This is a genomic window from Bordetella genomosp. 5 (genome assembly GCF_002261475.1).
Taxonomy (GTDB): domain Bacteria; phylum Pseudomonadota; class Gammaproteobacteria; order Burkholderiales; family Burkholderiaceae_B; genus Bordetella.
The window spans coordinates 406,839-431,026 of sequence record NZ_NEVN01000002.1 but is presented as its reverse complement, the minus strand read 5'-3'; the positions used below and the strand labels follow the sequence as shown (position 1 = coordinate 431,026).

Annotated in this window: 25 protein-coding genes and 1 tRNA gene; 15 read left to right on the top strand and 11 right to left on the bottom strand. The window is 57.4% G+C overall.

What is annotated here, in order from left to right; genetic code table 11:
• Positions 1–52 precede the first annotated feature (52 nt).
• A complete protein-coding gene (locus tag CEK29_RS05620; RefSeq protein ID WP_094857545.1) occupies positions 53–655 on the bottom strand; it encodes a TetR/AcrR family transcriptional regulator in 603 nt (200 codons plus the stop codon).
• Between the two features lie 205 nt (positions 656–860).
• On the opposite strand from CEK29_RS05620, the gene CEK29_RS05615 reads away from it, so the two are divergent.
• The 7 genes from CEK29_RS05615 (at position 861) to CEK29_RS05585 (ending at position 8,173) form a co-directional block, all read left to right on the top strand.
• Positions 861–2,402, top strand: coding sequence for an ABC transporter substrate-binding protein (locus CEK29_RS05615; RefSeq protein ID WP_255176079.1), 1,542 nt, complete (start codon positions 861–863; stop codon positions 2,400–2,402).
• A 194-nt stretch (positions 2,403–2,596) separates the two neighbouring features.
• On the top strand, positions 2,597–2,761 hold the full coding sequence (locus CEK29_RS05610) for a rubredoxin (RefSeq protein WP_094857543.1): 165 nt from the start codon (positions 2,597–2,599) through the stop codon (positions 2,759–2,761).
• 44 nt (positions 2,762–2,805) lie between these two features.
• A complete protein-coding gene (locus tag CEK29_RS05605) occupies positions 2,806–3,981 on the top strand; it encodes an NAD(P)/FAD-dependent oxidoreductase (RefSeq protein WP_176456840.1) in 1,176 nt (391 codons plus the stop codon).
• 15 nt (positions 3,982–3,996) lie between these two features.
• A complete protein-coding gene (locus CEK29_RS05600) occupies positions 3,997–5,031 on the top strand; it encodes an alpha/beta fold hydrolase (RefSeq protein ID WP_094857541.1) in 1,035 nt (344 codons plus the stop codon).
• A gap of 33 nt (positions 5,032–5,064) precedes the next feature.
• Positions 5,065–6,018: a fatty acid desaturase gene (locus tag CEK29_RS05595; RefSeq protein WP_094799649.1), complete on the top strand. Its 954-nt coding sequence runs from the start codon at positions 5,065–5,067 to the stop codon at positions 6,016–6,018.
• Between the two features lie 20 nt (positions 6,019–6,038).
• Positions 6,039–7,163 (top strand): iron-containing alcohol dehydrogenase, encoded by a 1,125-nt coding sequence (locus CEK29_RS05590; RefSeq protein WP_094857540.1) that lies wholly within the window; start codon positions 6,039–6,041, stop codon positions 7,161–7,163.
• 500 nt (positions 7,164–7,663) lie between these two features.
• Positions 7,664–8,173, top strand: coding sequence for a hypothetical protein (locus CEK29_RS05585; protein ID WP_094857539.1), 510 nt, complete (start codon positions 7,664–7,666; stop codon positions 8,171–8,173).
• Between the two features lie 2 nt (positions 8,174–8,175).
• Here the strand turns inward: CEK29_RS05585 and CEK29_RS05580 are convergent, their stop codons facing one another.
• Positions 8,176–8,403 (bottom strand): helix-turn-helix domain-containing protein, encoded by a 228-nt coding sequence (locus CEK29_RS05580; RefSeq protein WP_054506184.1) that lies wholly within the window; start codon positions 8,401–8,403, stop codon positions 8,176–8,178.
• Positions 8,404–8,517: 114 nt separating this feature from the next.
• On the opposite strand from CEK29_RS05580, the gene CEK29_RS05575 reads away from it, so the two are divergent.
• The 4 genes from CEK29_RS05575 to CEK29_RS05560 all read left to right on the top strand — a co-directional run bounded on the left by CEK29_RS05575 (position 8,518) and on the right by CEK29_RS05560 (position 11,226).
• Entirely contained in the window at positions 8,518–8,997 is a 480-nt protein-coding gene (locus tag CEK29_RS05575) for a hypothetical protein (RefSeq protein ID WP_141218306.1), read from the top strand.
• Between the two features lie 43 nt (positions 8,998–9,040).
• Positions 9,041–9,406: a hypothetical protein gene (locus tag CEK29_RS05570; RefSeq protein WP_094857538.1), complete on the top strand. Its 366-nt coding sequence runs from the start codon at positions 9,041–9,043 to the stop codon at positions 9,404–9,406.
• A 421-nt stretch (positions 9,407–9,827) separates the two neighbouring features.
• Positions 9,828–10,304 (top strand): hypothetical protein, encoded by a 477-nt coding sequence (locus CEK29_RS23810; RefSeq protein ID WP_176456839.1) that lies wholly within the window; start codon positions 9,828–9,830, stop codon positions 10,302–10,304.
• Positions 10,261–11,226, top strand: a complete 966-nt coding sequence (locus CEK29_RS05560; protein ID WP_094857536.1) for a site-specific integrase — start codon at positions 10,261–10,263, stop codon at positions 11,224–11,226. Before CEK29_RS23810 ends, CEK29_RS05560 begins: the two co-directional genes overlap by 44 nt.
• 83 nt (positions 11,227–11,309) lie before the next feature.
• Here the strand turns inward: CEK29_RS05560 and CEK29_RS05555 are convergent, their stop codons facing one another.
• Both CEK29_RS05555 and CEK29_RS05550 read right to left on the bottom strand, forming a co-directional pair.
• Positions 11,310–11,876, bottom strand: a complete 567-nt coding sequence (locus CEK29_RS05555; RefSeq protein ID WP_094857592.1) for a hypothetical protein — start codon at positions 11,874–11,876, stop codon at positions 11,310–11,312.
• Positions 11,877–11,880: 4 nt separating this feature from the next.
• Positions 11,881–12,456 carry a ComF family protein gene (locus CEK29_RS05550; RefSeq protein WP_094857535.1) on the bottom strand — a complete coding sequence of 192 codons (576 nt, stop codon included), beginning with the start codon at positions 12,454–12,456 and terminating at the stop codon, positions 11,881–11,883.
• Positions 12,457–13,121: 665 nt separating this feature from the next.
• Here CEK29_RS05550 and CEK29_RS05545 point away from each other — a divergent pair.
• From CEK29_RS05545 to CEK29_RS05530, 4 genes are all read left to right on the top strand, one after another.
• Positions 13,122–14,180: an ABC-three component system protein gene (locus tag CEK29_RS05545; RefSeq protein ID WP_141218305.1), complete on the top strand. Its 1,059-nt coding sequence runs from the start codon at positions 13,122–13,124 to the stop codon at positions 14,178–14,180.
• A complete protein-coding gene (locus CEK29_RS05540) occupies positions 14,177–14,686 on the top strand; it encodes a three component ABC system middle component (protein WP_255176078.1) in 510 nt (169 codons plus the stop codon). Before CEK29_RS05545 ends, CEK29_RS05540 begins: the two co-directional genes overlap by 4 nt.
• Entirely contained in the window at positions 14,686–16,653 is a 1,968-nt protein-coding gene (locus tag CEK29_RS05535) for a DUF3732 domain-containing protein (protein ID WP_094857532.1), read from the top strand. Before CEK29_RS05540 ends, CEK29_RS05535 begins: the two co-directional genes overlap by 1 nt.
• 316 nt (positions 16,654–16,969) lie before the next feature.
• The gene (locus tag CEK29_RS05530) at positions 16,970–17,254 is read left to right on the top strand and encodes a hypothetical protein (protein WP_094857531.1); all 285 of its coding nucleotides are present in this window, start codon (positions 16,970–16,972) and stop codon (positions 17,252–17,254) included.
• Positions 17,255–17,291: 37 nt separating this feature from the next.
• Here the strand turns inward: CEK29_RS05530 and CEK29_RS05525 are convergent, their stop codons facing one another.
• The 7 genes from CEK29_RS05525 to CEK29_RS05495 form a co-directional block, all read right to left on the bottom strand.
• Positions 17,292–18,206, bottom strand: coding sequence for a Kiwa anti-phage protein KwaB-like domain-containing protein (locus CEK29_RS05525; RefSeq protein ID WP_094857530.1), 915 nt, complete (start codon positions 18,204–18,206; stop codon positions 17,292–17,294).
• On the bottom strand, positions 18,207–18,791 hold the full coding sequence (locus tag CEK29_RS05520) for a hypothetical protein (RefSeq protein ID WP_094857529.1): 585 nt from the start codon (positions 18,789–18,791) through the stop codon (positions 18,207–18,209).
• A 301-nt stretch (positions 18,792–19,092) separates the two neighbouring features.
• Positions 19,093–19,332 (bottom strand): hypothetical protein, encoded by a 240-nt coding sequence (locus CEK29_RS05515; protein ID WP_094857528.1) that lies wholly within the window; start codon positions 19,330–19,332, stop codon positions 19,093–19,095.
• 46 nt (positions 19,333–19,378) lie between these two features.
• Complete coding sequence (locus CEK29_RS05510) at positions 19,379–21,685, bottom strand: phage/plasmid primase, P4 family (RefSeq protein ID WP_094857527.1); 2,307 nt, start codon at positions 21,683–21,685, stop codon at positions 19,379–19,381.
• A 167-nt stretch (positions 21,686–21,852) separates the two neighbouring features.
• Positions 21,853–22,047 carry a helix-turn-helix transcriptional regulator gene (locus CEK29_RS24180; protein WP_094857526.1) on the bottom strand — a complete coding sequence of 65 codons (195 nt, stop codon included), beginning with the start codon at positions 22,045–22,047 and terminating at the stop codon, positions 21,853–21,855.
• A gap of 326 nt (positions 22,048–22,373) precedes the next feature.
• The gene (locus CEK29_RS05500; protein WP_255176081.1) at positions 22,374–23,669 is read right to left on the bottom strand and encodes a tyrosine-type recombinase/integrase; all 1,296 of its coding nucleotides are present in this window, start codon (positions 23,667–23,669) and stop codon (positions 22,374–22,376) included.
• A 129-nt stretch (positions 23,670–23,798) separates the two neighbouring features.
• Positions 23,799–23,883: transfer RNA gene (locus CEK29_RS05495), tRNA-Leu, on the bottom strand.
• Positions 23,884–24,188 lie beyond the last annotated feature (305 nt).

Here is a 24,188-nt window from a genome sequence, read left to right as displayed (position 1 = left end):
CGGGCACCGGGAGGCGTCGCGCCGCCGTTCGGCGCACAGGCCGACGTTGGCGTCATTCGCCGGTGCTGGCCTCGATCAAGGACTTGACGAAGGCGCTGTCCAGCCCGGCGAGACCGAACTGAGAGCGGTAGAAAATCGTGCCGTAGATCTGGTCGTATACGTCTTCGGGCGGCCGCCTGGACTTGATCTCACCTGACTTCTGACCGCGGCGGATCACCTCGACGCCGCGCTCGCGCCGGATGCTCAGATACCGGCTCACGAACAGCTCGGTGCTGCCGGTTTCGGCCATGCACTCGGCCAGCACGGCCAGCTGCACCCGCCCCAGATCCCCCTGCAGCTCTGTCACGTAGAGCTCGGCATGGGCACAGATGATTTCCTTGGCCGTGCCGTTCGGACCGAGCGGAAGCGCCTGATTGGCTTTGCGCAGAAACGCGTCGATCAACAGATGCAGGCGATTTTCCCACCACTTGTAGATCGTCATCTTGGACACGCCGGTGTCGTCGGCGATCGCCTGGATCGTCGCGCCGCGCAGTCCGTGCGCCGCGCTCAGCCGATACGCGGCGTCGAGCACGGCCTCCGTGGCCTCGATGGAACGCGGCCTGCCCGGACTTCTCGTCTGGCGCACTTTCCGATCACCAGCCGCTGTCTGTGTCATGCGAGTGTCTCCATCCCACGCTGCTAGGAAAACCCCTATTCTCAATTAGTGTACGTCCAGTACAGTAACGCTGTCCTACGAGGTGCTCCGTGCCGCGGAGCAAGACGAAGACAAAAACAGCCATCACGACACCTGACCAAGCACGGGTGACGCTACAGCAAGGGGAAAACGAATGCTCGGCATCACGAATAAAACGACGTACAAAATGGCATTGGCCGCCGGCCTGCTGGCTGCCTGTTTCGGTGCAAGCGCCCAGACGAAAGGCGGCTCGCTCAGCATGATCGTTCAGCCGGAGCCGCCCACGCTGGTCACCGCGCTGAATCAGCAAAGTCCGACGCAGTTCGTCGCGGGCAAGATCTACGAAAGCCTGCTGACCTATTCGTTCGACCTGAAACCCCAGCCCGGGCTGGCGAAGTCGTGGGAGATTTCGGACGACGGGCTCACCTACACCTTCCATCTGCGCGAGGGCGTGAAGTGGCACGACGGCAAGGACTTCACGGCCGACGACGTGGTCTACACCATCTCCGAGATTCTGCCGAAGACGCACGCCCGGACCAAGGTGGTGCTGGGCAAGTTCCTGCAGAGCATCGAGAAGACCGACGATCACACCGTCGTGATCAAGCTCAGCGCGCCCTTCCCCGCGTTCATCCTGATGTTCGATCCGGGCACGGTGCCGATCATGCCCAAGCACCTGTACGCGGGCACCGACGTCGCCACGAACCCGGCCAACCAGAAGCCGATCGGCACCGGGCCGTTCAAGTTCGATGAATGGAAACGCGGCCAGCACATCAAGCTCAAGCGCAACGACGCCTACTGGAAGCCGGGCCTGCCCTATCTGGACGAGCTGATCTTCAACGTCATCCCCGACTCCGCGTCGCGCGCCGTCGCCTACGAACGCGGCAGCGTCGATGTGCTGCGCGGCGGCGACATCGACAACGTCGACGTCAAGCGGCTGCGCTCCGTTGCCGGGACCGAATACACCACCAAGGGCTGGGAACTCTTCTCGCCCCAAGCCTACCTCGTGTTCAACATGCGCAAGCCGCCCTTCGACAATGTGAAGGTGCGCCAGGCCGTCATGCACGCGATGAATCGCCAACTGGTGGTCAACGCCATCTTTTTCGGCCAGGGCAAAGTCTCGACCAGTCCGTTCGTGGCCAGCGAGATGTTCTTCGACAAGTCGATCGCGCCCATCCCGTTCGACATGAAGAAGGCGCGCGCCCTGATCAAGGAATCCGGCATCAACCCCGGTGACTACACGATCCGTCAGCTCGGGCTGCCGTATGGATCGACGTGGGAGCGTCTGGACGAGTACACGAAGCAGGTGCTGGAACAGCTCGGCTTCAAGGTGAACAGCGAATCGACGGACGCGGGCGGCTGGGCCGCGCGCACCGGCAACTGGGACTTCGACATCACGACCAGCTTCACCTACCAGTACGGCGATCCCGCGCTGGGCGTGCAACGCCTCTACGTGGCCTCGAACATGGTGAAGGGATCGCCTTTCGCGAACGTTCAGGGCTACAACAACCCCGAGGCCGACAAGCTCTGGGTGCAGGCCGCCTCCGAAGTCGATCCGGCGAAACGCGAGGCCATGTACAGCACGCTGCAGAAGACACTCGTCAACGACGTGGCCAACGGCTTTCTCGTCGACATGGAGTACCCCACTCTCTACCGCAGCAAGGTCAAGAATCTGGTCAAGACCGCGATCGGTTTGAACGAGACCTTCGACGACGTCTACATCGAGAAGTAAGCCGCTTCTCCCAGCCAGGCCAGTGTCGCTACGCCGCCCCGTCATCGCGGGGCGGCGAGCCGCCGTATCGCATGCCGCGGCCGCGAATCCCGCGAAAACCACGGCGTGTATTTCGATCGACCATTTATTGTACTAGTAGTACAGTATTGTTGTGACGCGGCCCCAGCGTGTGCCGCGGCACCAGGGAAGCAAGCATGAAAACGTGGATGTGCGTGATCTGTGGGTGGATCTATGACGAGGCGGAAGGCGCGCCGAGCCACGGCCTCCCCGCCGGCACCGCCTGGGCGGATGTCCCCGCCGCATGGCTCTGTCCGGAGTGCGGCGCGGGCAAGGCGGATTTCGAGATGGTCGAGGTCTGAACACCGGCCCCGCTCATCGACCGACCATTTTTACGGAACGCGAAATGACGAACACCGTCGTGATCATCGGCAGCGGAATGGCCGGCTACAACCTGGCCCGCGAACTGCGCCGGTCGGGGTCTGACCGGCCCGTCGTCGTCGTCTGCAACGACGCAGGCGCCGCCTACCTCAAGCCTCAGCTGTCGAATGCCCTCTCGTCGGGCAAGAGCGCCGAACAATTGATCAGCCAGCAGGCCAGTGCCTTGGCCGAGCAAATCGGCATCACCATTCACCCGTCGACGCACGTCACGCGTGTCGACGTCGCGAGCCGGGAGGTGCACTGCGAGGCAGAGGCGGGCCCATTCTCGATCGGCTACGCGGATCTCGTCTTCGCGACGGGCGCGCGCCCGAATGCACTCGCGGTGGAGATCGACGGCAGTCCCTGGATCCGCAGCGTGAATCACCTGGAGGACTTCCGGGCGCTCCATGAGCGGGCGCGGACCGCGCGTGCCGCGGTCGTAGTCGGCGCGGGGCTGATCGGCGTCGAGCTGGCCGACGACATGGCAAAGCACGGGCTGGCCACGCATCTGATCAGCGTCGATCCGATGCCCCTCGCCCGGCTGCTGCCCGCCGCGGCGCAGACCTATCTGCGGGATTGCCTGACCGGCAACGGCATCCAGTTCCATGGCGGCACCACCGTCGCGCGCATCACCGAGACGAGCGACGGCTGCGCCAACGTCCTGCTGACGCAGGGTGCCACGCTGGCCGCCGACCTCATCGTGATCGCCACCGGCCTGTCGCCCCGAATCGACCTGGCGACAAGCGCCGGGCTCGCGGTCGACCGCGGGATCATCACCGACGAGTTCCTGCAGACCTCGAACGAGCGCGTTTACGCAATCGGCGACTGCGCGGCGGTCCAGGGGCAAGTCCAGATGTTTGTCGCGCCGCTGCTACAACAGGCACGGGCGCTGGCCAAGACGCTCGCGGGCGAACGGACCTCGGTGCGTTATCAAACGACACCCATCGCGGTGAAGAGCGGCTCGTGTCCGGTGCGAGTGGTTGCGCCCGCGCCCGTGACGACGGGGCAATGGATCGCCGACGGCATCGAGAGCGGCATGCAGCTGCGCTTCGTGGACGACGTCGGCATCGTGCGGGGCTTTGCCGCGCTGGGCGCGGCCAGTGCCAACACGGCGTCGCTGATCAAACAGCTCGGCACATCGATGGCCGAGCGACACGCTTGAAGGGAGCGAAGGTTCATGAACACAGCTACCGCACTCAACTATCAAGACGGCGTCTACAACGCCGGCGACGTCGAACTGCAGTCCGGCAGAATCTTCCCGGACATGCGGCTCGCCTATCGATGGTTCGGCACGCTGAACGCGGCGAAAGACAACGTCATTCTGTATCCGACCTCGTACAGCGCGCAGCAGCAGGATATCGATCACATGGTGCGACCGGGCGAGGCGCTCGACCCGGAGAAGTACTTCATCATCATCCCGAATCTGTTTGGCAACGGCCTGTCCAGCTCGCCGTCGTCCGTGCCCTGGCCGTTGAAAGGCAGCCGGTACCCGAACGTGACGTTTCTGGATGCCGTGCGCGTGCAGCGGCGCATGCTGCGGGACATCTGGGGCATCGAGACCGTCGCGCTCGTGTATGGCTGGTCGATGGGCGCCATGCAGGCCTATCACTGGGCCGCGCACTTTCCCGCCGCCGTGGAACGCATTGCCGTGGTCTGCGGGTCGGCGCGCTGCGCCCCGCACAACCGCGTTTTCATCGACGGCGCCCGCCACGCCCTGATGGCCGATCCCGCCTATGCGGATGGCGAGTTCTCCGCGTTCCCGACGCGCGGCTTCCGCGCCATGGGCAGGGTGTACGCCGGCTGGGCCTTGTCCCAGGACTTCTACCGCGAGGCGCTGTGGCGCCAGCTCGGCTTCTCCTCGCTCGAAGATTTCATGGTCCGCTATTGGGAACAAGCGTTCTCGCGCCGGGCGCCGGAAGATCTGCTCGCGCAGTTCTGGACCTGGGAGCACGGCGACATCAGCGCGGGCGAAACCTTCAAGGGCGACCTGCCGGCCGCGCTGCGCGCGATCGAGGCCAAGGTCCTGCTGATGCCCTGCGACCACGATCTCTACTTCCGTGTCGAAGACAACCGCCTCGAACTCGCGCACCTCAAGCAGGGGCAACTCGATCCGATCCGATCCATCTGGGGGCATCGCGCCGGCAATCCGATCGGCGTCCCCGAGGCCCGGGCATTCATCAATGAGAAGGTCATGGCGCTGCTGGCCAGCTGATCACGAGCCTTATCCCCACTATCAGAGACACCCATGAGCACAACCACCAGCGACACCGCACGCCCGAGCCCACGATTGAGAGCGGATGTACTGAAAGCCCTGTCGGTACGCACCAATGGCGCGGGCATCCGGCGCGCGATCGGCCACTTCGGCGCCATCGCGATCACCGGGGCCCTGCTATGGAATCTGCGCGACACGCTGTGGGCGATCCCTCTCGTCGTCCTGCAAGGCTACCTGCTCGCGTTTCTGTTCAACGCGGAGCACGAGACCGCGCACCACACCGCCTTCCGCTCGCGGCCTCTGAACTACCTGGTCGGGCACCTCTCCGGCCTGGTCATTCTGCTGCCCTACGAGTACTACCGGGCGTTCCATTGGGACCACCACCGGTACACGCAGGACAAAGAGCGGGATCCGGAGCTGCAGCTGGCCGTGCCGAGCGGGCGCGTCAGCGTCATCCTGTTCTGGAGCGGTCTGCCGATCTGGATCAACCGGGTCAAGCTTCTGCTGCGCCACGGCCTGCTCGGCGACGTCACCGCACCGTGGGTCCCCGAGGACAAGAAACCCCTCATCGTGCGCGAGGCGCGCCTGTATCTGCTCGCCTATGCGGCGCTCATCGCCGCGTCGGTGGCCGCCGCCTCGACCCTGCTGCTGTGGCTGTGGGTGCTGCCGGTGATCATCGGCCAATGGTTCCTGCGTCCTTACCAATTGGCGGAGCACACGGGCTGCGACAACACGTCCAACATGCTGCACAACACCCGCACCACGTTCACCAACACGTTCGTTCATTTCTTCGCCTGGAACATGCCCTATCACGCCGAGCATCACGCGTATCCGGCCGTTCCGTTCCACGCACTGCCCCAGCTTCACACGCATACCAAAGAGCACATCAAGCACATCGGACACGGCTACATCAAAACGACGGGCGTCGTCGTGCGCAGCCTGCGCGAAGGCTCGCGCGCCGAACACGGCGTCGGCACCACGGCATAACCCTCACGAGAGCCCGACCCATGGCAGACATTCTCTACATGACCCGCATTCTTTTCGAACGCGGCTCCTCCAAAGCGCTCCAGCCCCATCTGGACCAGATCGGCATCACGCGCCCCCTGCTCGTGACGGACGCAGGGATCGTCGCAGCGGGAATCCACGAACGCGTCGTTGGCGGCCTGAGCTCCCAGGCGGCGCTCGCCTGCTTCTGCGATACCCCGCCCAACCCCACCGAGCAGGCGGTGCACGAGGCGGTGGCGGCGTACAGAAAGGGCAACTGCGACGGCATCCTCGCGCTGGGCGGCGGCTCGCCGCTGGACCTGGCGAAGGGCGTCGCCGTGGCGCTGTCGCATTCAGGCGACCTCGCTCAGTACGCGGGCATGGGCGCGTCGAAAAAGATCGGCCCGACCGTTCCGATCGTGGCGGTGCCCACGACAGCGGGTACCGGCAGCGAAGTGGGACGCGGCGCGCTCATCATCCTGCGCGACGGGCGCAAGCTGCTGTTGGCGAGCGAACACCTCCTGCCCCGGCTTGCCGTGTGCGACCCCGAGCTCACCCTCGGGCTCCCGCGCGCGTTGACAGTCGGTACCGGGATGGATGCCCTCACCCACTGCATCGAGACCTTCCTCTCGCCCAAATTCAATCCGCCGGCCGATGCGATTGCGCTCGATGGACTGGCCCGCGCGTGGCGCTGGATCGAGCGCGCCTCCAACACGGGCGCCGATATCGAAGCGCGCTCGGAGATGATGATGGCCGGCATCCAGGGCGGCCTGGCCTTTCAGAAAGGGCTCGGCGCCGTTCATGCGCTGTCCCATCCCCTCGGGGCACTGCAGGCGCTCAACCTGCATCACGGCACACTGAATGCCGTCCTCTTGCCCAGCGTGCTCGAATTCAACGCGCCCGCCTGCGAAGAGAAGTTCGACCGCATCCGCCGAGCCTGTGACCTGGCCCCGTCTGCCTCGCTTGCCGACGCGGTGCGCGATCTGAACAACCGGCTCGGCGTCCCGTCGACACTCTCCTCGCTGGGCGTGACGCCAGACATGTTCGAGCACATCGTGGACGGCGCCCTCGCCGACCACTCCCTGCCGACCAACCCGCGCCCGCTCGATAGGGCGTCGCTGCGCGCGCTGCTCGACACCGTGGCGTAAATCACGAGGCGCGGTGGCGTCGCGCACGGGCCGGCCGCAGACGACAAAAAACCCGCACTCTTGCGAGATGCGGGTTTTTTGTTTGATGGGAGGAACCATCGAATTCTTGGTGCGACGGCGAAACTCGAACTACATAGGTAAATTTCTCCGCTTATCGGCAAAACCTACTCAAAAACATACTCAAATTTGGTGGTCTGGCCGCTTCTTCGTTGCCAGAGCAACCCGTTACAGGGCCGGCTTCTTCAAGACAACCCCGCCCTCTACTTGCCAACTGCCAAAGTTATTTTGTTGTTGATCCGACACGGCAGTCACCCCTAAGCTGGTTTTAGCACGCCAGAGCTTAGCCCTCGGCGCGCCCCTCAACCTGCGCCGCAACGCTGCCAGAAAGACGACTGCCTCAACGGCGATCTGCACTTTCCGCCTCTACCCGTTTGTCCATTGAGTGCCCCTGATGTCCCTGGGCGGCTTCGTTGCGCGCACCTGAAACGAAGGAATATGTCATGCCCAACATACCCAGCACCGTAACCTCGACCGCAGAGGGCTTCCAGCCCGCCTTCGCTCGCGTCGCGCAGAACGGCGACTTCGATTGTGCCTTCGCGTGCATCGCGAGCATCACAGGGAAGCCGCTTGCAGAGATCCGCGAGCTCGCAGTGAACCGGTTCAAGCATCCCGCGCATGGTCCCTACTGGATCACCGAAGATCTGATTGCCGGGCTTTTGGCGCACTACGGCTGGGTTGCAACGGTCTACAAAGAGGTAAGCAAGCTGGCGGATTTCCCGGATCTGGCCCTCCTGATGGTGGACTACGACCCCGACAAGGAAATCGGCCGCCACGTACTGTTCCACCGTGCGTCGGCGAGCCACTCGCCAAAGACCACCATTGCCTACGTGATTGACCCTGCATACTGGGTCGAGACGTCCGCGCATGTCCGAACTGACCTCAAGCCGCTTGGCGCGGCCTGGTACATCGGCGTGCATCCCATGGCCACGAAAAGCGCCGCCGGCAGGTAGAGCTAGGGGGTGACCAGCTCCGCCATCGTGACATCGAGTGCGGCCGCGATGCGTTCGATGTTGGCGATCGATAGATTGCGTTCCCCGCGCTCCACAGAAGACACGTAGTTCGGATGCAGGCCCGCCCTTTCAGCCACCTGCTCCTGAGTTAGCTGCTTTTCTTTGCGGATGCGGCGCATATTCGCGGCAAACAATGCCTGCGCATCACACTTTTGCGTTGGGTTAGACATGCCGCAGTTTTTCTTATCCCTTCCCCCCACTCCACACACTTTGAGTTTGGTTTTGGTACATTTAGCCCTGCAACCAAACTCAAAGTGTTATTTCGAAACTCTTAACCCCCCGATATGCAGACCCAACGACAAACTTTCAGCAGACACCGCGCACGCAATGCGACCCTCGCGCTCGCAGGAATACTTGCAGCCCTTCTCACGGCAGGCTGCGGTGCGGCGGCACCAGGCAATGCGGAAGCCAAGAACTTCCTTGAAGGTCGATTCTCTGGCTGCCCTTTGTGGACCATTTCGAACGCCAGGAAGATCGACAGCGTCCAGCGGGGCGACAAGTACCAACTCGATTACGAAGCCACCCTGACGATCCGAGAAGACTTCGCCCGCAGTACTTACGCCAGCGTTCGCGGATTCGTCGATGACCCTCGCAACAAGCCTTGCATGGGTGAGATGGGAAATGTCGTTGCAGGCATGGCAGGCGCTGTGAACCCGCAAACGCGACAAACGGTCCTGCGAGGCGCAGTACTGCTGATCCAGTCCGAACAGGGCTGGCGACTACTCAGAGGGCCCGAGGAAGAATTCGTCATGCCCGGCCGCTAGCTAAACGCCCGTTCTGTTTTCAGTCCTACTCTTTAAGGAATTCATGATGCGTTCGTACGCGTTGGCAGTACTTTTAGCTCTCACCAGTCCCGCCGCCCTGGCAGGAGTCGCGGGCAAATACATCAAACAAGGCGGCGAGCTAATCGTCAAAGAATCCCAGCAAGGCGTCCAGTTCACCTTTAACACCAATGTGGGCGCCCATGCATGCAGCCTGGGAGAAGACGAGCCGTTGTTTGCTCGTCCCATTGACGGGACCCGAGCTGCCTGGACGTCGGAAGACCCGGCAGACCAGTGCGTCGTGCTGTTGAACTTCTCCAATCGCGCCGTTCAAGTGACCACGAAGGGATGCGACAGCTACTGCGGCATGAACGCTGCCGGTTCTATGGCAGGCAAGTACAGCCAGAAGTAACCCTCTCGACTAGCAGCATCCTCTGCGGGAGCCAAGGCCACACACCTTGGCTCTTTTGCATTTCTGGTACTCAACTTTTTCTTGCCAATCCAGAGCGAAAGCCCATGCAAGCACCTCACTGTGACACTTCCTCAACTACGCAGCGCCGCGGCCTACCCATTCAACTTGGTCAAGTCGTGACAACTCCGGGCGCATTGAACCTATTGCAGCGCGCGAACCTGAACCCATTCCAGATGCTATCGCGTCACCGGTCAGGCGATTGGGGCGATGTGCCAACGGAGGATGCCCTGGCTAACGAGGCAGCGGCTATACATGGCAACCGCGTCATATCCTCGTATGAAGTAGCGGGTCAGCGGCTATGGATCATCACCGAGGCCGACAGGTCCGCTACGACGCTCCTACTACCAGAGGAATATTGAACATGGGCTCGAACCAAAATTCTGGTAAATCAGCCACGCACGGAGCCCCATTGCGTGACCTTTGCGCGATGCTCTGCTTGCTGCCAAAGACTGCAGATCGTCGTATCGACTTCGCAGAGGCAGATCCTGAACTCCTGCTGGCATTGGCCTCCCAACTAGACCTCACGCTCGATTGCCTGCATAAAGGCATCGCGGGGCTTGGCGCTCTCCTTGCCTGCGTCCCACTGGATGATTCAGGCAAAACTGCCTCGTCACGACAGTCCATCGCAAGTGTTGGCTCGCTGCTTGCCGATTTAGGGCAGGTACTCCTGTACATCCACGAGCTCTCTATCGCTTGTCGATCCCATCTGGCTGATTACGCCCCATGGCCTGGCTCCCTTTCGCCCTGCTTCCCGACGTCAATCGTGCAGTTTCCACGAGGACTCCATTCCGACCATGAAAAGCACCAGCAGAAATGCCGCCACGGCATCAAAGACTAATGCGTCCAAGCCTTCTCGAAACGCTCCCGCGAGTACTGCCGCATCAATGACGGCTGAGCATTACATTGATGCTGCCCGATCGGCCGCGACGAAGAAAGCATATGCGGCTGATCTCGCTCATTTTTTGGCGAACGGTGGAAAGCTGCCGGCGACGCCACAACAACTTTGCGCATACCTGGCCAATCTCGCGGCAACTTTGGCCGTAGCGACGATAGAGCGAAGACTGATCGGCATCCACCGTGCCCATCAAGATCAAAACCTGACGTCTCCCGCCGTCCATGTCAGCGTGCGGCAGACCATGCAAGGCATTCGTAGAACCTTGGACATCACCCAACGTCGTGTGCGGGCGATCGTCAAAGATGATTTATTGGAAATGCTTGCCCTGGTCGACCAACAGAAGCCGATGAGAGCCGCACGTGACCGAGCACTTCTACTGATTGGCTTCGCGGGGGCGTTCCGACGCGCGGAACTTGTGGCCATTCGGTATGAAGACATCACGGCAGTAGACGAAGGCATCGAGATTTTGCTACGTCGTTCCAAGACAGACCAGGAAGGGGTAGGACGAACCGTCTTTATCCCTCGCGCCAAAGGGCCCAGGTGCCCCGTTGCCGCAATAGATCAGTGGAAAGCAGCGAGCCACACAGACTCCGGTTACGTATTCCGAAGGGTGACTCGCCACGACACCGTGGGAAGTCGACCACTTACCGGACAATCTGTCGCGCTAATTCTCAAAGCGGCATACCGACGCGCTGGTGGCAATGCAAGTCTCGTGGCCGGCCACAGCCTGCGAGCAGGGTACGTAACCGTGGCTGCAATGGCTGGCTTACCGTCCTTTCAAATTCAGCAACAGACAGGCCATCGTTCGATGGCCACCTTGGCGCGATACATTCGGCCGGAGCGCAAAGTGCCCTCTCTGCTGTAAAAGACGAGTCCTTTGGCTAAGCGTCTTATCGTGCTCGATAGTCTGATGCTAACCAACAGGACTTTGCTTGACTGATCAGGCGCCTACGCGAACATTCGTGTTTGAGCCTTTTCGCTCTTCAGCGACTCAATCCGATTCAAAAGGCCAATTTTCTGGTCAGCTTTCTTCTTGGCGTGCTCGGACATGAAACTTAACAGATCTTCCAACTGCTCGACTGTACCCACATTGCAAAAAGTCCTTGCTTTGTTCACGAATACCACCGCCTTCTTATTCCGAAACAGCAATTCGATGACATTGCTGAGAGTACCCGTGCTCTTCGCGTCCCAAATCATTAGACCGTAGTCTGCCACTTCAGCCATGCGCAGGTCTTTAGCAGTAAAGAATGCCCGAGAACCTTCGGCATGTTTAGTCATGACCTGTTCCACGGGCCACCCCCCTACGTTGTTGCGAGGTGTCTGCCCGCTACAGAAAACGGTCGCGCGGTCACCTCCATGATCAAGCAAATAGTATTGCACGGAGGTGTCCGCGCCATCAGCATCGCCAACGATGACCTCGAAGTCTTGCTCGATAATGTTGTCAATGCGTTTTCGCACCTCGGGATCGAGGTTTTTAATACCCATCGAACCCGCGATAAAAACTTTGGTTGTCATCAATCTATTTCCAAGTCAAGGCGGCAGCATATATTTTATTGACTTTTCTGTACCCACGTAGCGCATTGCAGGCCGCTTCCATCGAAGCGCCCGAGTCGTATAAGTCGTCCACTAGAAGCACGTTCCACCGCCCGTCAGCAATGACATCCACCACACTGATGCGTTCGGCGAGTGCTTCGAGCTTCGCCTCCCTTGTCGGCAGATCCTTCAGTGCTGGGCCACCAGGGGCCTTAACGAGTGATTCGAACACAGGTCTTTGTACCAACTCTCCCAGCACGCGCGCAACTTCTGTTACCGGCTGACGCGGCCGGGCCTTCGAGGCAGGCATCGGAACGATGAAACCAACATTGCCAAGTTTCGGGAAAAGATGTGTGGCCAACGCTTGGGCCAGCGGCGCGACTTGGCTCCAGTCTGAACGATACTTCAATTGGAAAGAAGCCTCCCCTACTTGCGAACGCTGCGTATCGAACTGAGGATGTCCCCACTCGTTATCTCCAAGATAGGTGCTGGATAGCACATGTTTATCCAGTGCCCAGCCTGACTCCCAGGGACCGTAGATTTCTTTCAAGGTCACGTTCACAGCGTCTCCTCAGCAAGTTTGATATATTTAATTTCCAACAGCAACACCAAGTCATAGATAATACATTACCACTCGAATTGCGCTCTACGACAAGTTAAGGCCCGTATGGCCACACAGGAAAGCGGACAAAGCAGAGCAACTTGAGCTCCCTCAAACGGCTCATTCGCGGTCTAGCGTTGCGAGCTGATGACGTCGCTACCCGCCGTACAGAAAGAAACGTTGCAACGCATATATTCGGTCGAGTGGCAGCCAGCAAAAGTCGTAGCTCCGCCTCGCACTCGGTCTCGAGCCACACAAAGACTGGTTTCATGCACGCGAAATTCGCAGGTTTTCCCGTGAATGGCCATAGAAGCTCACCACGGAATCCAAAAATTCTTAGTTGAATCGCCCAGGACGCCTCACACCTATCGTCTCCAAACTCAGCTAACATAGTAACTAGATGTGAATCGGCTACCTCTTAGTTAGCCACACCAAGCAGAGGGAGAGGGCATGAAATACGCTATTCACAGCCTATGCTCGTCATCGAGATCGATCACTAGGCCGGTCCAATGACTCAAACGGCGCCCCTTGTAATAAAGCACGCCGCCGCCGGTCCTTACCTCGGCTTTGCATTGCAGCCCGTCAGGATGTGTTATCACCTCCTGAGCAGCCCGCATGACTCGAGCGTGTCACTTGAGTACCTCGATGATGTTGCCGTCCACTACGCAGACGGCACGCTACTGTTGGAACAGTGCAAGAGCGCCCTAGCGCACAACCCGATTTCCGACTGGTCCGATGATTTGTGGAAGACAGTTGCCAATTGGTTAGATGCGGTCGAAACACAAAAAGTGTCTGGACCGAAAACCTCTTTCCAGCTCTATGTGACGCCGGCAAAGCTCGGCAAGCTGAGCGCGTCAATGCATGCTGCGCTTGACGCCAAAGCTATCGCAGCACTGGTCAAGCAAGTCAAGGACAAGCTTAATAAACGGCCCATCCCACCTAAGTGCATAGCGCACATTCAGAAGTTCCTCGACGCGTCGGACACACTGCGTTTATCAGTAGTGGGAAAAACCACTATCTATGCGACTGATGCCGACCCATTGGAGCCTCTTCGCACCCTATTGAGACCTACGGTCCCAGAGATTTCGCTAGACGTTATTTGCGCCTCGGCGATCGGCCAAGCCAAGGAGGCAGCCGACAAGTGCATTCGCAGAAAGTCCCCGGCAGTGGTGAATGTTGCGGAGTTCCGTAGGAACTTCCACGCCTTTGTCCAACAAAACAACATGTCAGGCTATCTGCCAACCTTTACACCGGCACCATCTAAAGATGTCACGAAGGCGCTACTAACAAATCGCCCTGTCTTCGCGCGACAACTGCAGTTGATAGCGGCGTCCGAAGAGCAGCAGCTTCGAGCGGCCAGTGACCTGATGCGCACGTCCGGAGACAAGGTGAAATGGGCGGACCAAGGCCTCGTCTTCGACGGCACCTTTGAAGACTGGGAAGACACTTTGCTACGCAAGCACGACGCCACGCTGAGCGAGGTGCAAGAGACTTACGCAGAGAAACCCGAGGACGCACAAGGTCGGGTCGTCTACAGCCGCTGTGCTGCTATGGACCTCCCGCTGGACGGCCGCGCAGTGCCCGGTCATTTCACCCATGGTAGCTTTAACGACTTGGCCGATAGACGAAGACTGGGGTGGCATCCGGATCACCTGAATCTTCTAAATGAGGGGGACGAGAAATGATGAACCGCGCCCATGCGGTACGCCTCAGCGAAGCAGCGATCGTCCAAAACGAAGCTCTCGGCGCATACGCTATCTGGCGATTCTGCCTAGGTTTTCAGGAACGTAATGAACAATCCGTGACCTTCCCTCTGGTGTTCCTGCTCTTACCAATGATCCTTCACGCGCCAACCCTCGCCATGGTGTTGAGCACGCAAAAAGCTTCTGGTTTGCATCTCTTGGCCGGCAAGCTTGGCGAGCAGCGAGAGAACTTGTTGGCGGTTCACGGGCGCACCATCGCTCTTCGAAAATTGACGCTTGGATCGCTCATCGTTGCCGAACAGTCGCTCCTCGTTCGGATCGAGCCAATTACCGCGACGGTCCGGGCATTCAGCCCGCACCATCACGTGCAGCCTCCGACGCTTCCTGAACGAATCCGGCGAATCGCACCCGCCTGCGAAAAGATCGGCTACTGGTTCGCCGGCCTGACGGATCAACAGGTGGCCCACACGTTAAGAGTAGACTTCTAATGCACTTCCAACTTTTAAAAGTCATCCTTTGGCCGCGTGTCGGCGGTGAACCGAGGGTAGTCGAATTCAAAACTGGCAAGGTCAATGTCATTAGCGGCGCATCGAAGACTGGGAAATCGTCGGTCATTCCGATTATTGACTATTGCCTGGGATCAGATAAGTGTGCCATTCCCGTAGGCGTTATCAGAGAGACGTGTTCCTGGTTTGGCGTGGTGGTCGATACCCTTGAAGGGCAAAAGCTGCTCGCTCGACGGGAGCCGGGTGGCCACAAGGCATCTGGCGAAATGCTGCTCCTAGAGGGCCCTGCCGTTGAGATCCCTTCCGTCATCACGGAGAAGAATCAGAACGTCGACTATGTGAAGGCTGTCTTGAACAGGCTCGCGGGCTTGTCTAGCCTGCAGTTTGATCCTGGGACTGATGAGCGATTCAAGTCGCGCGTGAGCTTCCGCGACTTAATGGCCTTCCTGTTCCAACCTCAAAACATCGTTGCAAATCCCGATGTGCTGTTCTTCAAGGCGGACACTACGGAACATCGTGAGAAGCTAAAGACGATATTCCCGTATGTTCTCGGCGCGATAAGCCCCGAACTTCTACACGCGCGACATGAACTCGATCGGCTGTCTCGGGTTCTCCGCCGCAAGGAGGGGGAATTGAAAGCACGGCAGGACACGGGCGCCGCGTGGCAGCGGGAAGGGTTTGCTTGGGCCCGCCTGGCAATTGAGTATGGACTTTTGCCGGCACATACAATGGTGCCTGATGATTGGCCTACGACTGTCGATCTACTCCGACAAGCTCTGAGCGGAGACGTTCAAGCCGCAACGACGTCGTTAGCGGCGATGGACGTCATTATGAGCAGAGTCACCGAGCTGCGCGCCGTGGAGACGAAACTCACGATGACCCTTAGTCAGTCCCGTCAGCGTCTTCATGAACTGCGCCGTCTTGACGAAAGCAGTGATGAGTATCGTGATGGTCTGCACATTCAGCGCGACCGTTTGAACTTGTCTACATGGATTAGAGACCTTGCGTCAGAGCATCCCTCTGCGGTGCTTGAACCAAGTGAAGCCGGTCGTGCGCGAATCGATCAGTTGTGCCAAACGCTGGATGGCATTGAGTTGCGGCTGCGGTCATATCCAGAAGTTGCGGAATCGCTCGGAAGGGAGACGCTGCGCCAGCGCGAATTGGTCGACACCGTGCTTAGCGACCTAGCTGCCGTGCGGGCGGAGATTCATACCTTGGAGGGGCAGTCTGCTGACGCGAGGAAGGTCGCCAGCCGCAGCGAGGAGATTTCCCGGTTCCTGGGCCGGTTGCAAGAGGCTCTCAGACTCTACGACATGGCTGACACTTCCTCAGAGTTGAACCAAGAAATTTCGACGCTGAAGACCGAGATCGAAAGGCTGGCCAAGCTGGTGTCCGAGCATGAAATCGGCCGGAAGCTGGAGAACGCGCTCGATACCATCCAGGCCATCTCCGGCAGGCTAATTCCGCAGCTTGACGGTGAGTGGCCCGACGCACCAATCCGACTTGTTATCCAAGATCTGACCGTGAGAGTCATCCGAGAAACGCGAGACGACTTCCTCTGGGAAATTGGCAGCGGCGCGAACTGGTTGGCATATCACATTGCCCTCAGTCTTGCGTTGCAAGGGTACTTCTTGCGCTCGCCTCAGCACCCAGTTCCCGCATTGCTAATCTATGACCAGCCGAGTCAAGTTTACTTTCCGGCGCGCAGCGCCCGAAAAAATACCGAAGAGGAACTCGATCCAACTTGGCAAAACGAAGATATTGTCGCTGTCAGAAAGGTGTTCGCGCTATTTGACGGCATCATTAAGAAGACAACGGGGCGCCTCCAAATCATCGTGCTAGATCATGCGAACGAGGAAGTTTGGGGAGGGCTTAACAACGTTCACCTTGTCGAAGAGTGGCGTGGCAAAGGTCTTGTGCCGGAGACATGGGTCAAGGCACGCTCCTAGATATCGCAGTCGTACTGGATTTCGCGCCACTTCAGACGAAATCCAAAGCAAAACCATTCACGGGGCCGGGCTCACAAACCGTTATCAACTAGCGAAAACACACCATTATCGCTACTCAAAAACCAAACCCGATTATTGCTTTCAAACAGCTGCCCACACACCACAAAGCGGTCATTTCGACAAACGGCGCCGCTAGAGCGAAGGTTGTTTAAATAGCACCCCAAAAAACGAGACGATCTCTCTTGCTCTTTAAAACCCCTCAACCCATAATTCAAGTCAATGGAGCCCGGATGGGGCCAATAGGATAAACATTAAAATGGCGAAGCATCAAGTAAAGTCTTACAAGGTTGAAATTGCCCCTTCCGGCGAGTGGGTTGGCGTTGTAATCGAGACCGAACTCCAAAAACCATACAGATTCCAGCTTACTCCCGACCAGCTTTACCCCACCGTTCTGGATATTGAGGAAAAGCTTAATGCGGCGTTGGATCACTGTATCAGCACGCATGAAAAAGTGGACGTAAGCGTTTTCAAAGAACGCTTCTACGTTTCAATAAATGTGAAAGGCTTTATCGACACGCGGTTCTCCGGACAGGCAGTGTAGCGACAGCTGAAACGAGGCCCCCTTAGACGGGCCGGCATCACAGTTGCGTTGCGTCCGGGACGTCATAGATCAGATCGGTCACCTCGCTCAGTAGCCGATGATCCAAGAGAACTTGTATGATCGCCTTGATCGTTTGATCACACGGGATAAGCTGATTTGTCACGGGATGGAAGTTGAGCCCCCATCCCCGCCTAGCGCTTACTGTCTGGACGGCGGCAAGAAATCCTTGCCTATTAAACAAGGAACGCTCTTCAACCCTTGCCATGCGTCTCAACTGGATCGAGTTTGTCCCCACGTAGTCAACGATCGGTTGCATGTCGGTAAATAGTGCCGAGAAGCCGGCGTTTTGTCGAAGATCGACAAAGGCCTGCGCGTAGGAAGCACGATGCTCCATGGCAGATTCAAATGCACGTTTTCTGGCGATGAAAAGCGTCTGATCAAAGGCATAGAAGTCGAAGTATTTCTCGATTGCAAAGCCGTTATCCTCAGCAGCCGACAACTCACCATCCCGAAAAATAATATTGATGTGAGTTTTTAGATAAGAGGCCTTCCAGTTTTTTGCCGTTTTCTTTACCGCGTATACCGTCTGATTATTGCGCACAAATTTGACGACGTATCCGTCCGCATTTTTCAGGTCCTTTATTGAACGCACTCGGCATTCGGGCTCGGGGCGATCCACCCGCTCCTTCAGAAACTCAAAATCACTGCCAGCAATAGGAGCAGCGAGACAGCTATTCTCGTTTGTCTCCGAAAGATATGTGTAATTCGCCCATTCGGTGATACGGTCCACCTCGCCCTGCACCACGCCGAGCAGTATGGAATCAAGCTCTTCGTCGGTTTGTACATAGAAGGCAGAGAAACGCTGCAGGGTCGTGCTTCGCTTGAAGACCCAAAGATGAATTTCGCTATTAGCGAAGTCAAAATCTCGAAGAGAAGCGAAATTCTGCTGCATCTACTTTTCCCTGAGTATGTAGAAATCCTGCACGGTCTGCGCCATGTGGGTTCCGAGACCGAGAGCGCCGTGTTTCAAGACGCGGACATCTCTTTCCACATTATTGATAACGATCGTTGCCTCATACAACTTCCAGCCAAAGATTAACAAGAGCGGATTCATAAGAATCTGCCCTGACTTTAGCGATATTGCAAACATCCAAAGTAGAAAGACACCAAAGCCGATCAGTTTTTGGGGATCACCATATGCAATGCCCATGAAGGAGACCACATACGGAAAGGTGTAGTTGATGATCTCGTTTGGCGTCGCCTTAAGGCGCTTTACCTCGACCACGAACGGGTATTTAATCTTCTGGAGGGACACTTTGGCCAGAATTGTGGCCACCGCAGCAATTGTGAGGAATGCCAGGGATAGAACGGGATTCTCAAATGGAATGAAGTCGCACTTGCCTGCGCTAAGATTTTCCAACGAACAAAGAGGGCGCGACCACCATTCAGCCGGAATATCTTGCATCGCGAGAATAATCGCGAGTGGCAAGTATGAGCCAAGAAAGACCAATAATCCGGGGAGAAGATGGAATTGCATGCCAGGACGCTATCGTAAGTATGGTTTTCCCTATGAATCTAGGATGCCCAGCTTCAGCGTCCATAGCACCACGAGAGATGATCGACGGATATCACCAGTTCGCAACAGTTTGGAACGTTGCTGAAAGAGTGGCCGGGACTGAATGTGTCCTATCGTTACTTTAGGAAGTAGAGTAATACACACTCCCCGATCATGGCAAGCGCAAGCGGCCAGCGTAGCCTGGTAGATCCGGCCGGGGAAGACGCCCTCCTGTGGACGGAGCCCCGACCGAAACCATTTTCCGTCGTTATTGAATGCAAATTTACTTCACGCCGATTCCCCACACCGTCGATGCCGGCAGAATTTTTCTAAGGAGCGGCATGCCCTCGACACGCGACAGCCTATCAACGAACTTTCCTTGCGCCATTACGGTCCCGTTCCTATACACGGAAATTTTCACACCACACCCAAGATCGATCTGCGCTCCATGAGGGATAACTTTTACTTGGTGGATGAAAAAGTCTAGGCCTCGCAGCTGCGCCACGATTTGATCGATATTCATAATCTGTATTCTCTCGTTAGCAATGAAAAGGTGTCAGCACTCCGACCTAAACGGCGTCGTTCAACGTGATCCCAGAGATAATTTTGTGGTTGCGGTGCTTCCGAGAACGGAATTGCCCCTCCAATTTGGCCTTAAACTCCTTCTGACTTAAGCGATCAAAGTCGGAATTCAACTTCGCCCATGTGACGTAATCGTCATAAAGCGGCTTGAACTGGCACTCATAATCTCCACGCATTGCACGTTCGTCCAACCAAGCCTCAAATCCATCCGCCAGCTTGCGTTGCTCCTGGCCTGCCGAACTAACCTTGCAGGGAGGCCGCAACCCTCCTTCAAGATAGTCCGCCGCACCAGCCAAGAACATGTTCAAAATGCCGGGGAGTTCAGACAGCAACTTGTCCTTCAGCCCAAGATCAATCTCATCTGGCGAGAAGGTCCGCATGAATCGGATGATCTTGATCCGTGCCCAGAGTGCTTCATCCGCAGCATGAATCTTGGGAATGAAGTTGGTTACCATGATAGGAACGAACTCCGGCAGAAACTCCACCTCTGCGCCGTAAAGAGGCCTAGCCGTAATACGATCACCTCCCGTCAATTGTTTGACTAGGCCCGCGTCTAACTGGTGTTTCCCATTCGGTTCATTGATGATCACCAACCTTCGGCCTTCCAGTCGAGCCAGAGCCGACGTGGGACCATCAGTCAGGGTGCTCTTGACCATGATCGTTGCTACGCCGACGTTGCTTGCGAAGTCACCGAATATCGCGGCAAGCACCTCTACAAGTACCGATTTTCCATTTCTCCCTTGTGGACCATGAAAGATCACGAATGCATGGTCTACTGGCTTCCCCAAAAGCATGCAGCCCACGAGCCGCAATAGAAATCTGATGATCTCGTGATCACCTTCAAATATCTCCTCAAGAAAGCGTATAAAGCGAGGGGCTCCAGCACTTGGATCGAACACTACCGCACTATGGCGCAGAGATACTGCTCGCAAATGGGAAGGAAGAAGCTGACCACTCAGGAGGTTCAAAATCCCATTGGCGACAGGAAAGTAGGGATACTTCGTGGCATGCAGAGAGTCACTCCTTGAAAGCAGGAATTCGAGCGTGCTTCGTCCCAAAGAATCTAACGCCCGGACGTCACCGGTATGCTTCGCGATCGCAGCCGAAAGAGCTCGCCTAGCATCCTCATCATCTCCAACGGATAGTCGCTTGCAATAGTCTTCCACGCACTGACGGAATGCGAACTGGTCGACCTCAGCGTATTTGTGTCCGTCCCACTTCAGCGCTTGCAACGTTTGCTTATCTCCTCGCCCCAAGCGTGCCACTGCGAACTCCTTATCCATAACAGGAGCCAGCATTCGGCCGAGAGTTCGCTCGGTGATTGGTTGTCGCATGTTGATCGTGGGAGAGTCATGCCCGGGATTGCGCCATCCATTACGCGCGGCCATTAAGAAGATGGAGCCTGGGCTAATCCCAGTTACCTTCTCAACGTCATTCCATTTCCTGCTGAACGCACTTTCATCGAACTTCTTTGAACTCTTCGACCACTCGCGCGCAACGCTCTCCCCATCGGGGCCGGCTCGTCGCAATGCCGCCAAGACTTTGAACCACACGTCGTAGCTATCCGATGAAATGTGGCGCAGCGAGTCCTTTAAGTCCTCCAGCCTTTTTTTCGTTTCGTCGCTGGACCTAACCTTGATCGCGAGCGTGTTGCTTATGAACGGAACAGTTGCCTGTACGGTGGCCCTGACCAGATCAAAATCAAAAGCAGCAGCCAGTCTGGCGTAGTCGTATGTGCGACCCGAATTCAGCATTGAAAGTCTGACCTCGTTCCCATGCTTCGCGTTTACGAAACCAGGCAGCCGTATTGCTTGGGCTTGGTGAGCGAAGCACATATCGCCGTCGAGTCGATAGGCCAGAGCACGGGCGGCTTGCCGGTGAGTATCGCGGTCGATCGAGTCTTTGAGGACCCACAGCATGTGCTGCCGGTTGTCAGACGTGTTGATCGCGATCGTAGGGCGAAAGGCCGCCTGCTCCCATTGGGACATATCGACGTCGCGATCCAAGTCGACGGCGATTGCCCACGTTTCCAGCACATTACTGGATCCCACACCTTGGCCATCACTCGTCCCCACCATCATGAAGGGTTGCAACTGCTCTGCCCTCCACTTCGGGAACTGCCTGACTTGATCCGCCAGCCTTCCGTGCGAATACGTCACCTGACCCACAGACCCTTGTGACTCCAATCTGATCAGTTTGATCGTGAATTCGTACGAATCTTCGAACAACGCTTGGCACACTTCCCGCGCCTCGTGAAAGTCGGGATGCCGTCGGATATTGATCTCACTACTCATTGGAAATTTCCTTGAGTGTGAGCGAAGTTAGCGGCCAACCTATTACCCCTTTTCGATTATGAAAAGGCATAAAAATAAGTAAACAAGTACGCTCACATCACTCACTTTTTTTGCAGGGAGAAAGGGCACGCCATTTCTCTATCTGGAGTGGAGGACTTGTTACTTGCCTAGGTCGCCAGCTCGCTTTCTCTAATTCGATCTTGTACCCAAGAATCTACTTGGCTTGCAGAGAACAGGGTCTTTCGACCGCACTTAACGATACGGGGGAAACGCTGCGCAGCAATGAGCGCATAGATCGTCGACTTTTTGAGGCCCACGATCCCGCAGACCTCATGAAGGCCAATAAGCTTGTCAGACAACACGCTGAAATTCTCCCATCTGTAAAACGCCCGGTCGGACGAAGATGGGTTACGAGGCGCTTACCAGGCACATTGGAGCGACTTATACGGAACTGGAGGAGCCTATTACCATTAGGCGCATCTTCTATGCCTCAGCCAGAGCGGCAAGAGGGCAGAAGGAATGACGGTCGTTTGATACTTGGTAGACCATCACACCTTACAGCGAGGGTGCTGTGGATGAAAATCTAACATAGGGCGGCGAGCACTTCAAGCGGTCTTCATATCGAAATCGGCTCACATTCCTCACACAACAGCATCCATAGCGGTGGCCGAACGCAGCTTCTTGATCATTACCCGGCAGCCTGCACATCCAAGTAATCCGCCCACTTCTGCATTGCCTCACGACGCTCATCCACAAACCCTGTTCGGTCATAGGCCGCCTGGATTTGGTCCCGTTTGGCGTGCGCAAGCTGCGCTTCCAGCACATCGAAATCGATCTTAAGCCGCTCGCGCGCTATGGTGCGGAGCATTGCGCGAAACCCATGGGGACTGTGCTCACCTGCAAACCCCATCAAGCGCAGCGCGCGGGAAAGCGCATCCCGGTGCAAATGTGGATTCTTAAGCTTACCCACGGCAGGAAAAACGTACATATCCCCACCTGAGAACCGCTGCATGTCCGTCAGCATTGCGATGGCCTGCGTCGGCAGACTGACGAGGTGGTCATTCCCCGTCTTCATACGCCGAGATCCATCGGCGTTCATGCCCGAAATATGCCACTCCGCTGTTTGCAGATTTATTTCTGACCATTTGGCGCTCGCGACAACGCCGGGACGTAAGGCGGTCCAGGCCGCGAGCAGCAACGCTGAACGGACAACAATACCTTCGTAGGCTTGGATCGTCCGCATCAGTTGGCCAACTTCCTGCTGTCGAGTCACGGCCGGCACATGCCCACCCCGGTGACTAGGTAGAATGCCTTTCAGCCTGAGCACCTGATCATCCCCGCGGACACCCTCGTGGATGCAATACTCAATGACGCCGTTTAGGTACTGCTGGGCTTTCTTGGCCAAGCTTGGAGTATTCGCCGCAATGCTTCGCAGCGTGTCGGTCACATCAGGACTACGCAGCGTGCGCATGTCTCGCTCGCCGATGGCGGGCTGAAGCAATTTCCGAACTACGTATTGGGCCTTTCGATAGCTCTCAGGAGCCCAACTGTTCTTACGGAATGCTAGCCAAGCCTCGGACAGTCGGGCGAACGAATAGCGCTTAGACTCCTCGGCCGCCTGCTGAATCCGGTCCTGCTCCATAGTCAGAGCTTGAACATGCATCTTTGCCTCGGCTCTCGCCCCGACAATTGACCCGCCCGTCCTGCTAGCGTAATGAACTTCTTCCGTCTTCAGACGAGCTTCAGCGAGACTCATGACTGGATATAAACCCAGGACGACAGTGCGCTGCTTGCCATCTGGCAGTCTGTACCGCGAAAACCAGGATTTTCTGCCCGTCGGAAGCACCTCGAGATGTAGGCCTCCCCCGTCTGCTAGGGTGTAGCGCTTGTTTTTGCGTTTCGCATTTTTGACCGCCAGATCGGTCAATCCTTTTGCCAGACTAGGCATAAATAGGGCCCGTTTTAAGTATGTAGCCAAAAACATACTCAAAGCCCTACTCAAACGCAATGGATGCTGATGGACAAACGGGGACGCCAGGCAACAAAAAACCCGCATCCTCATAGGAGAGATGCGGGTTCTTTACACGTCCAGGGACGACCTTGGACAAATTCTTGGTGCCGACGGCGAGACTCGAACTCGCACAGCTTTCGCCACTACCCCCTCAAGATAGCGTGTCTACCAATTTCACCACGTCGGCATTCACCAGATTTTTCCAGTGCCTGGGAAACGAAGCTCGGGTTTGCCTTGCGGCGTGCCCTCGGTCTTCTTCATCCGTGGCGTAGATCCCGAAGGATTTTCGCCTGGCTGACAGTGCTTGTTTGGCGCTGTCCTGGAAAGCCGTGCATTCTAGCACTGTTTTTCGATTGTGCAAAATCGCGAGGCTTTTTTGCTTGCGGCGCCGGGAGGAAGCCAACGCGTGCATCCCGGTGCGCCGCGGTCTTGCCACGAAAGACCTGAGCTCGCGGGGTGCCGACCACTCACCCCGCGCTTGACTGTTGATGC

Bases quoted from the DNA above. Each gene is read 5' to 3' on its own strand.
- CEK29_RS05620 (WP_094857545.1), bottom strand. From the start codon at position 655: ATGACACAGACAGCGGCTGGTGATCGGAAAGTGCGCCAGACGAGAAGT.
- CEK29_RS05615 (WP_255176079.1), top strand. From the start codon at position 861: ATGGCATTGGCCGCCGGCCTGCTGGCTGCCTGTTTCGGTGCAAGCGCC.
- CEK29_RS05610 (WP_094857543.1), top strand. From the start codon at position 2,597: ATGAAAACGTGGATGTGCGTGATCTGTGGGTGGATCTATGACGAGGCG.
- CEK29_RS05605 (WP_176456840.1), top strand. From the start codon at position 2,806: ATGACGAACACCGTCGTGATCATCGGCAGCGGAATGGCCGGCTACAAC.
- CEK29_RS05600 (WP_094857541.1), top strand. From the start codon at position 3,997: ATGAACACAGCTACCGCACTCAACTATCAAGACGGCGTCTACAACGCC.
- CEK29_RS05595 (WP_094799649.1), top strand. From the start codon at position 5,065: ATGAGCACAACCACCAGCGACACCGCACGCCCGAGCCCACGATTGAGA.
- CEK29_RS05590 (WP_094857540.1), top strand. From the start codon at position 6,039: ATGGCAGACATTCTCTACATGACCCGCATTCTTTTCGAACGCGGCTCC.
- CEK29_RS05585 (WP_094857539.1), top strand. From the start codon at position 7,664: ATGCCCAACATACCCAGCACCGTAACCTCGACCGCAGAGGGCTTCCAG.
- CEK29_RS05580 (WP_054506184.1), bottom strand. From the start codon at position 8,403: ATGTCTAACCCAACGCAAAAGTGTGATGCGCAGGCATTGTTTGCCGCG.
- CEK29_RS05575 (WP_141218306.1), top strand. From the start codon at position 8,518: ATGCAGACCCAACGACAAACTTTCAGCAGACACCGCGCACGCAATGCG.
- CEK29_RS05570 (WP_094857538.1), top strand. From the start codon at position 9,041: ATGATGCGTTCGTACGCGTTGGCAGTACTTTTAGCTCTCACCAGTCCC.
- CEK29_RS23810 (WP_176456839.1), top strand. From the start codon at position 9,828: ATGGGCTCGAACCAAAATTCTGGTAAATCAGCCACGCACGGAGCCCCA.
- CEK29_RS05560 (WP_094857536.1), top strand. From the start codon at position 10,261: ATGAAAAGCACCAGCAGAAATGCCGCCACGGCATCAAAGACTAATGCG.
- CEK29_RS05555 (WP_094857592.1), bottom strand. From the start codon at position 11,876: ATGACAACCAAAGTTTTTATCGCGGGTTCGATGGGTATTAAAAACCTC.
- CEK29_RS05540 (WP_255176078.1), top strand. From the start codon at position 14,177: ATGATGAACCGCGCCCATGCGGTACGCCTCAGCGAAGCAGCGATCGTC.
- CEK29_RS05535 (WP_094857532.1), top strand. From the start codon at position 14,686: ATGCACTTCCAACTTTTAAAAGTCATCCTTTGGCCGCGTGTCGGCGGT.
- CEK29_RS05530 (WP_094857531.1), top strand. From the start codon at position 16,970: ATGGCGAAGCATCAAGTAAAGTCTTACAAGGTTGAAATTGCCCCTTCC.
- CEK29_RS05525 (WP_094857530.1), bottom strand. From the start codon at position 18,206: ATGCAGCAGAATTTCGCTTCTCTTCGAGATTTTGACTTCGCTAATAGC.
- CEK29_RS05520 (WP_094857529.1), bottom strand. From the start codon at position 18,791: ATGCAATTCCATCTTCTCCCCGGATTATTGGTCTTTCTTGGCTCATAC.
- CEK29_RS05515 (WP_094857528.1), bottom strand. From the start codon at position 19,332: ATGAATATCGATCAAATCGTGGCGCAGCTGCGAGGCCTAGACTTTTTC.
- CEK29_RS05510 (WP_094857527.1), bottom strand. From the start codon at position 21,685: ATGAGTAGTGAGATCAATATCCGACGGCATCCCGACTTTCACGAGGCG.
- CEK29_RS05500 (WP_255176081.1), bottom strand. From the start codon at position 23,669: ATGTTTTTGGCTACATACTTAAAACGGGCCCTATTTATGCCTAGTCTG.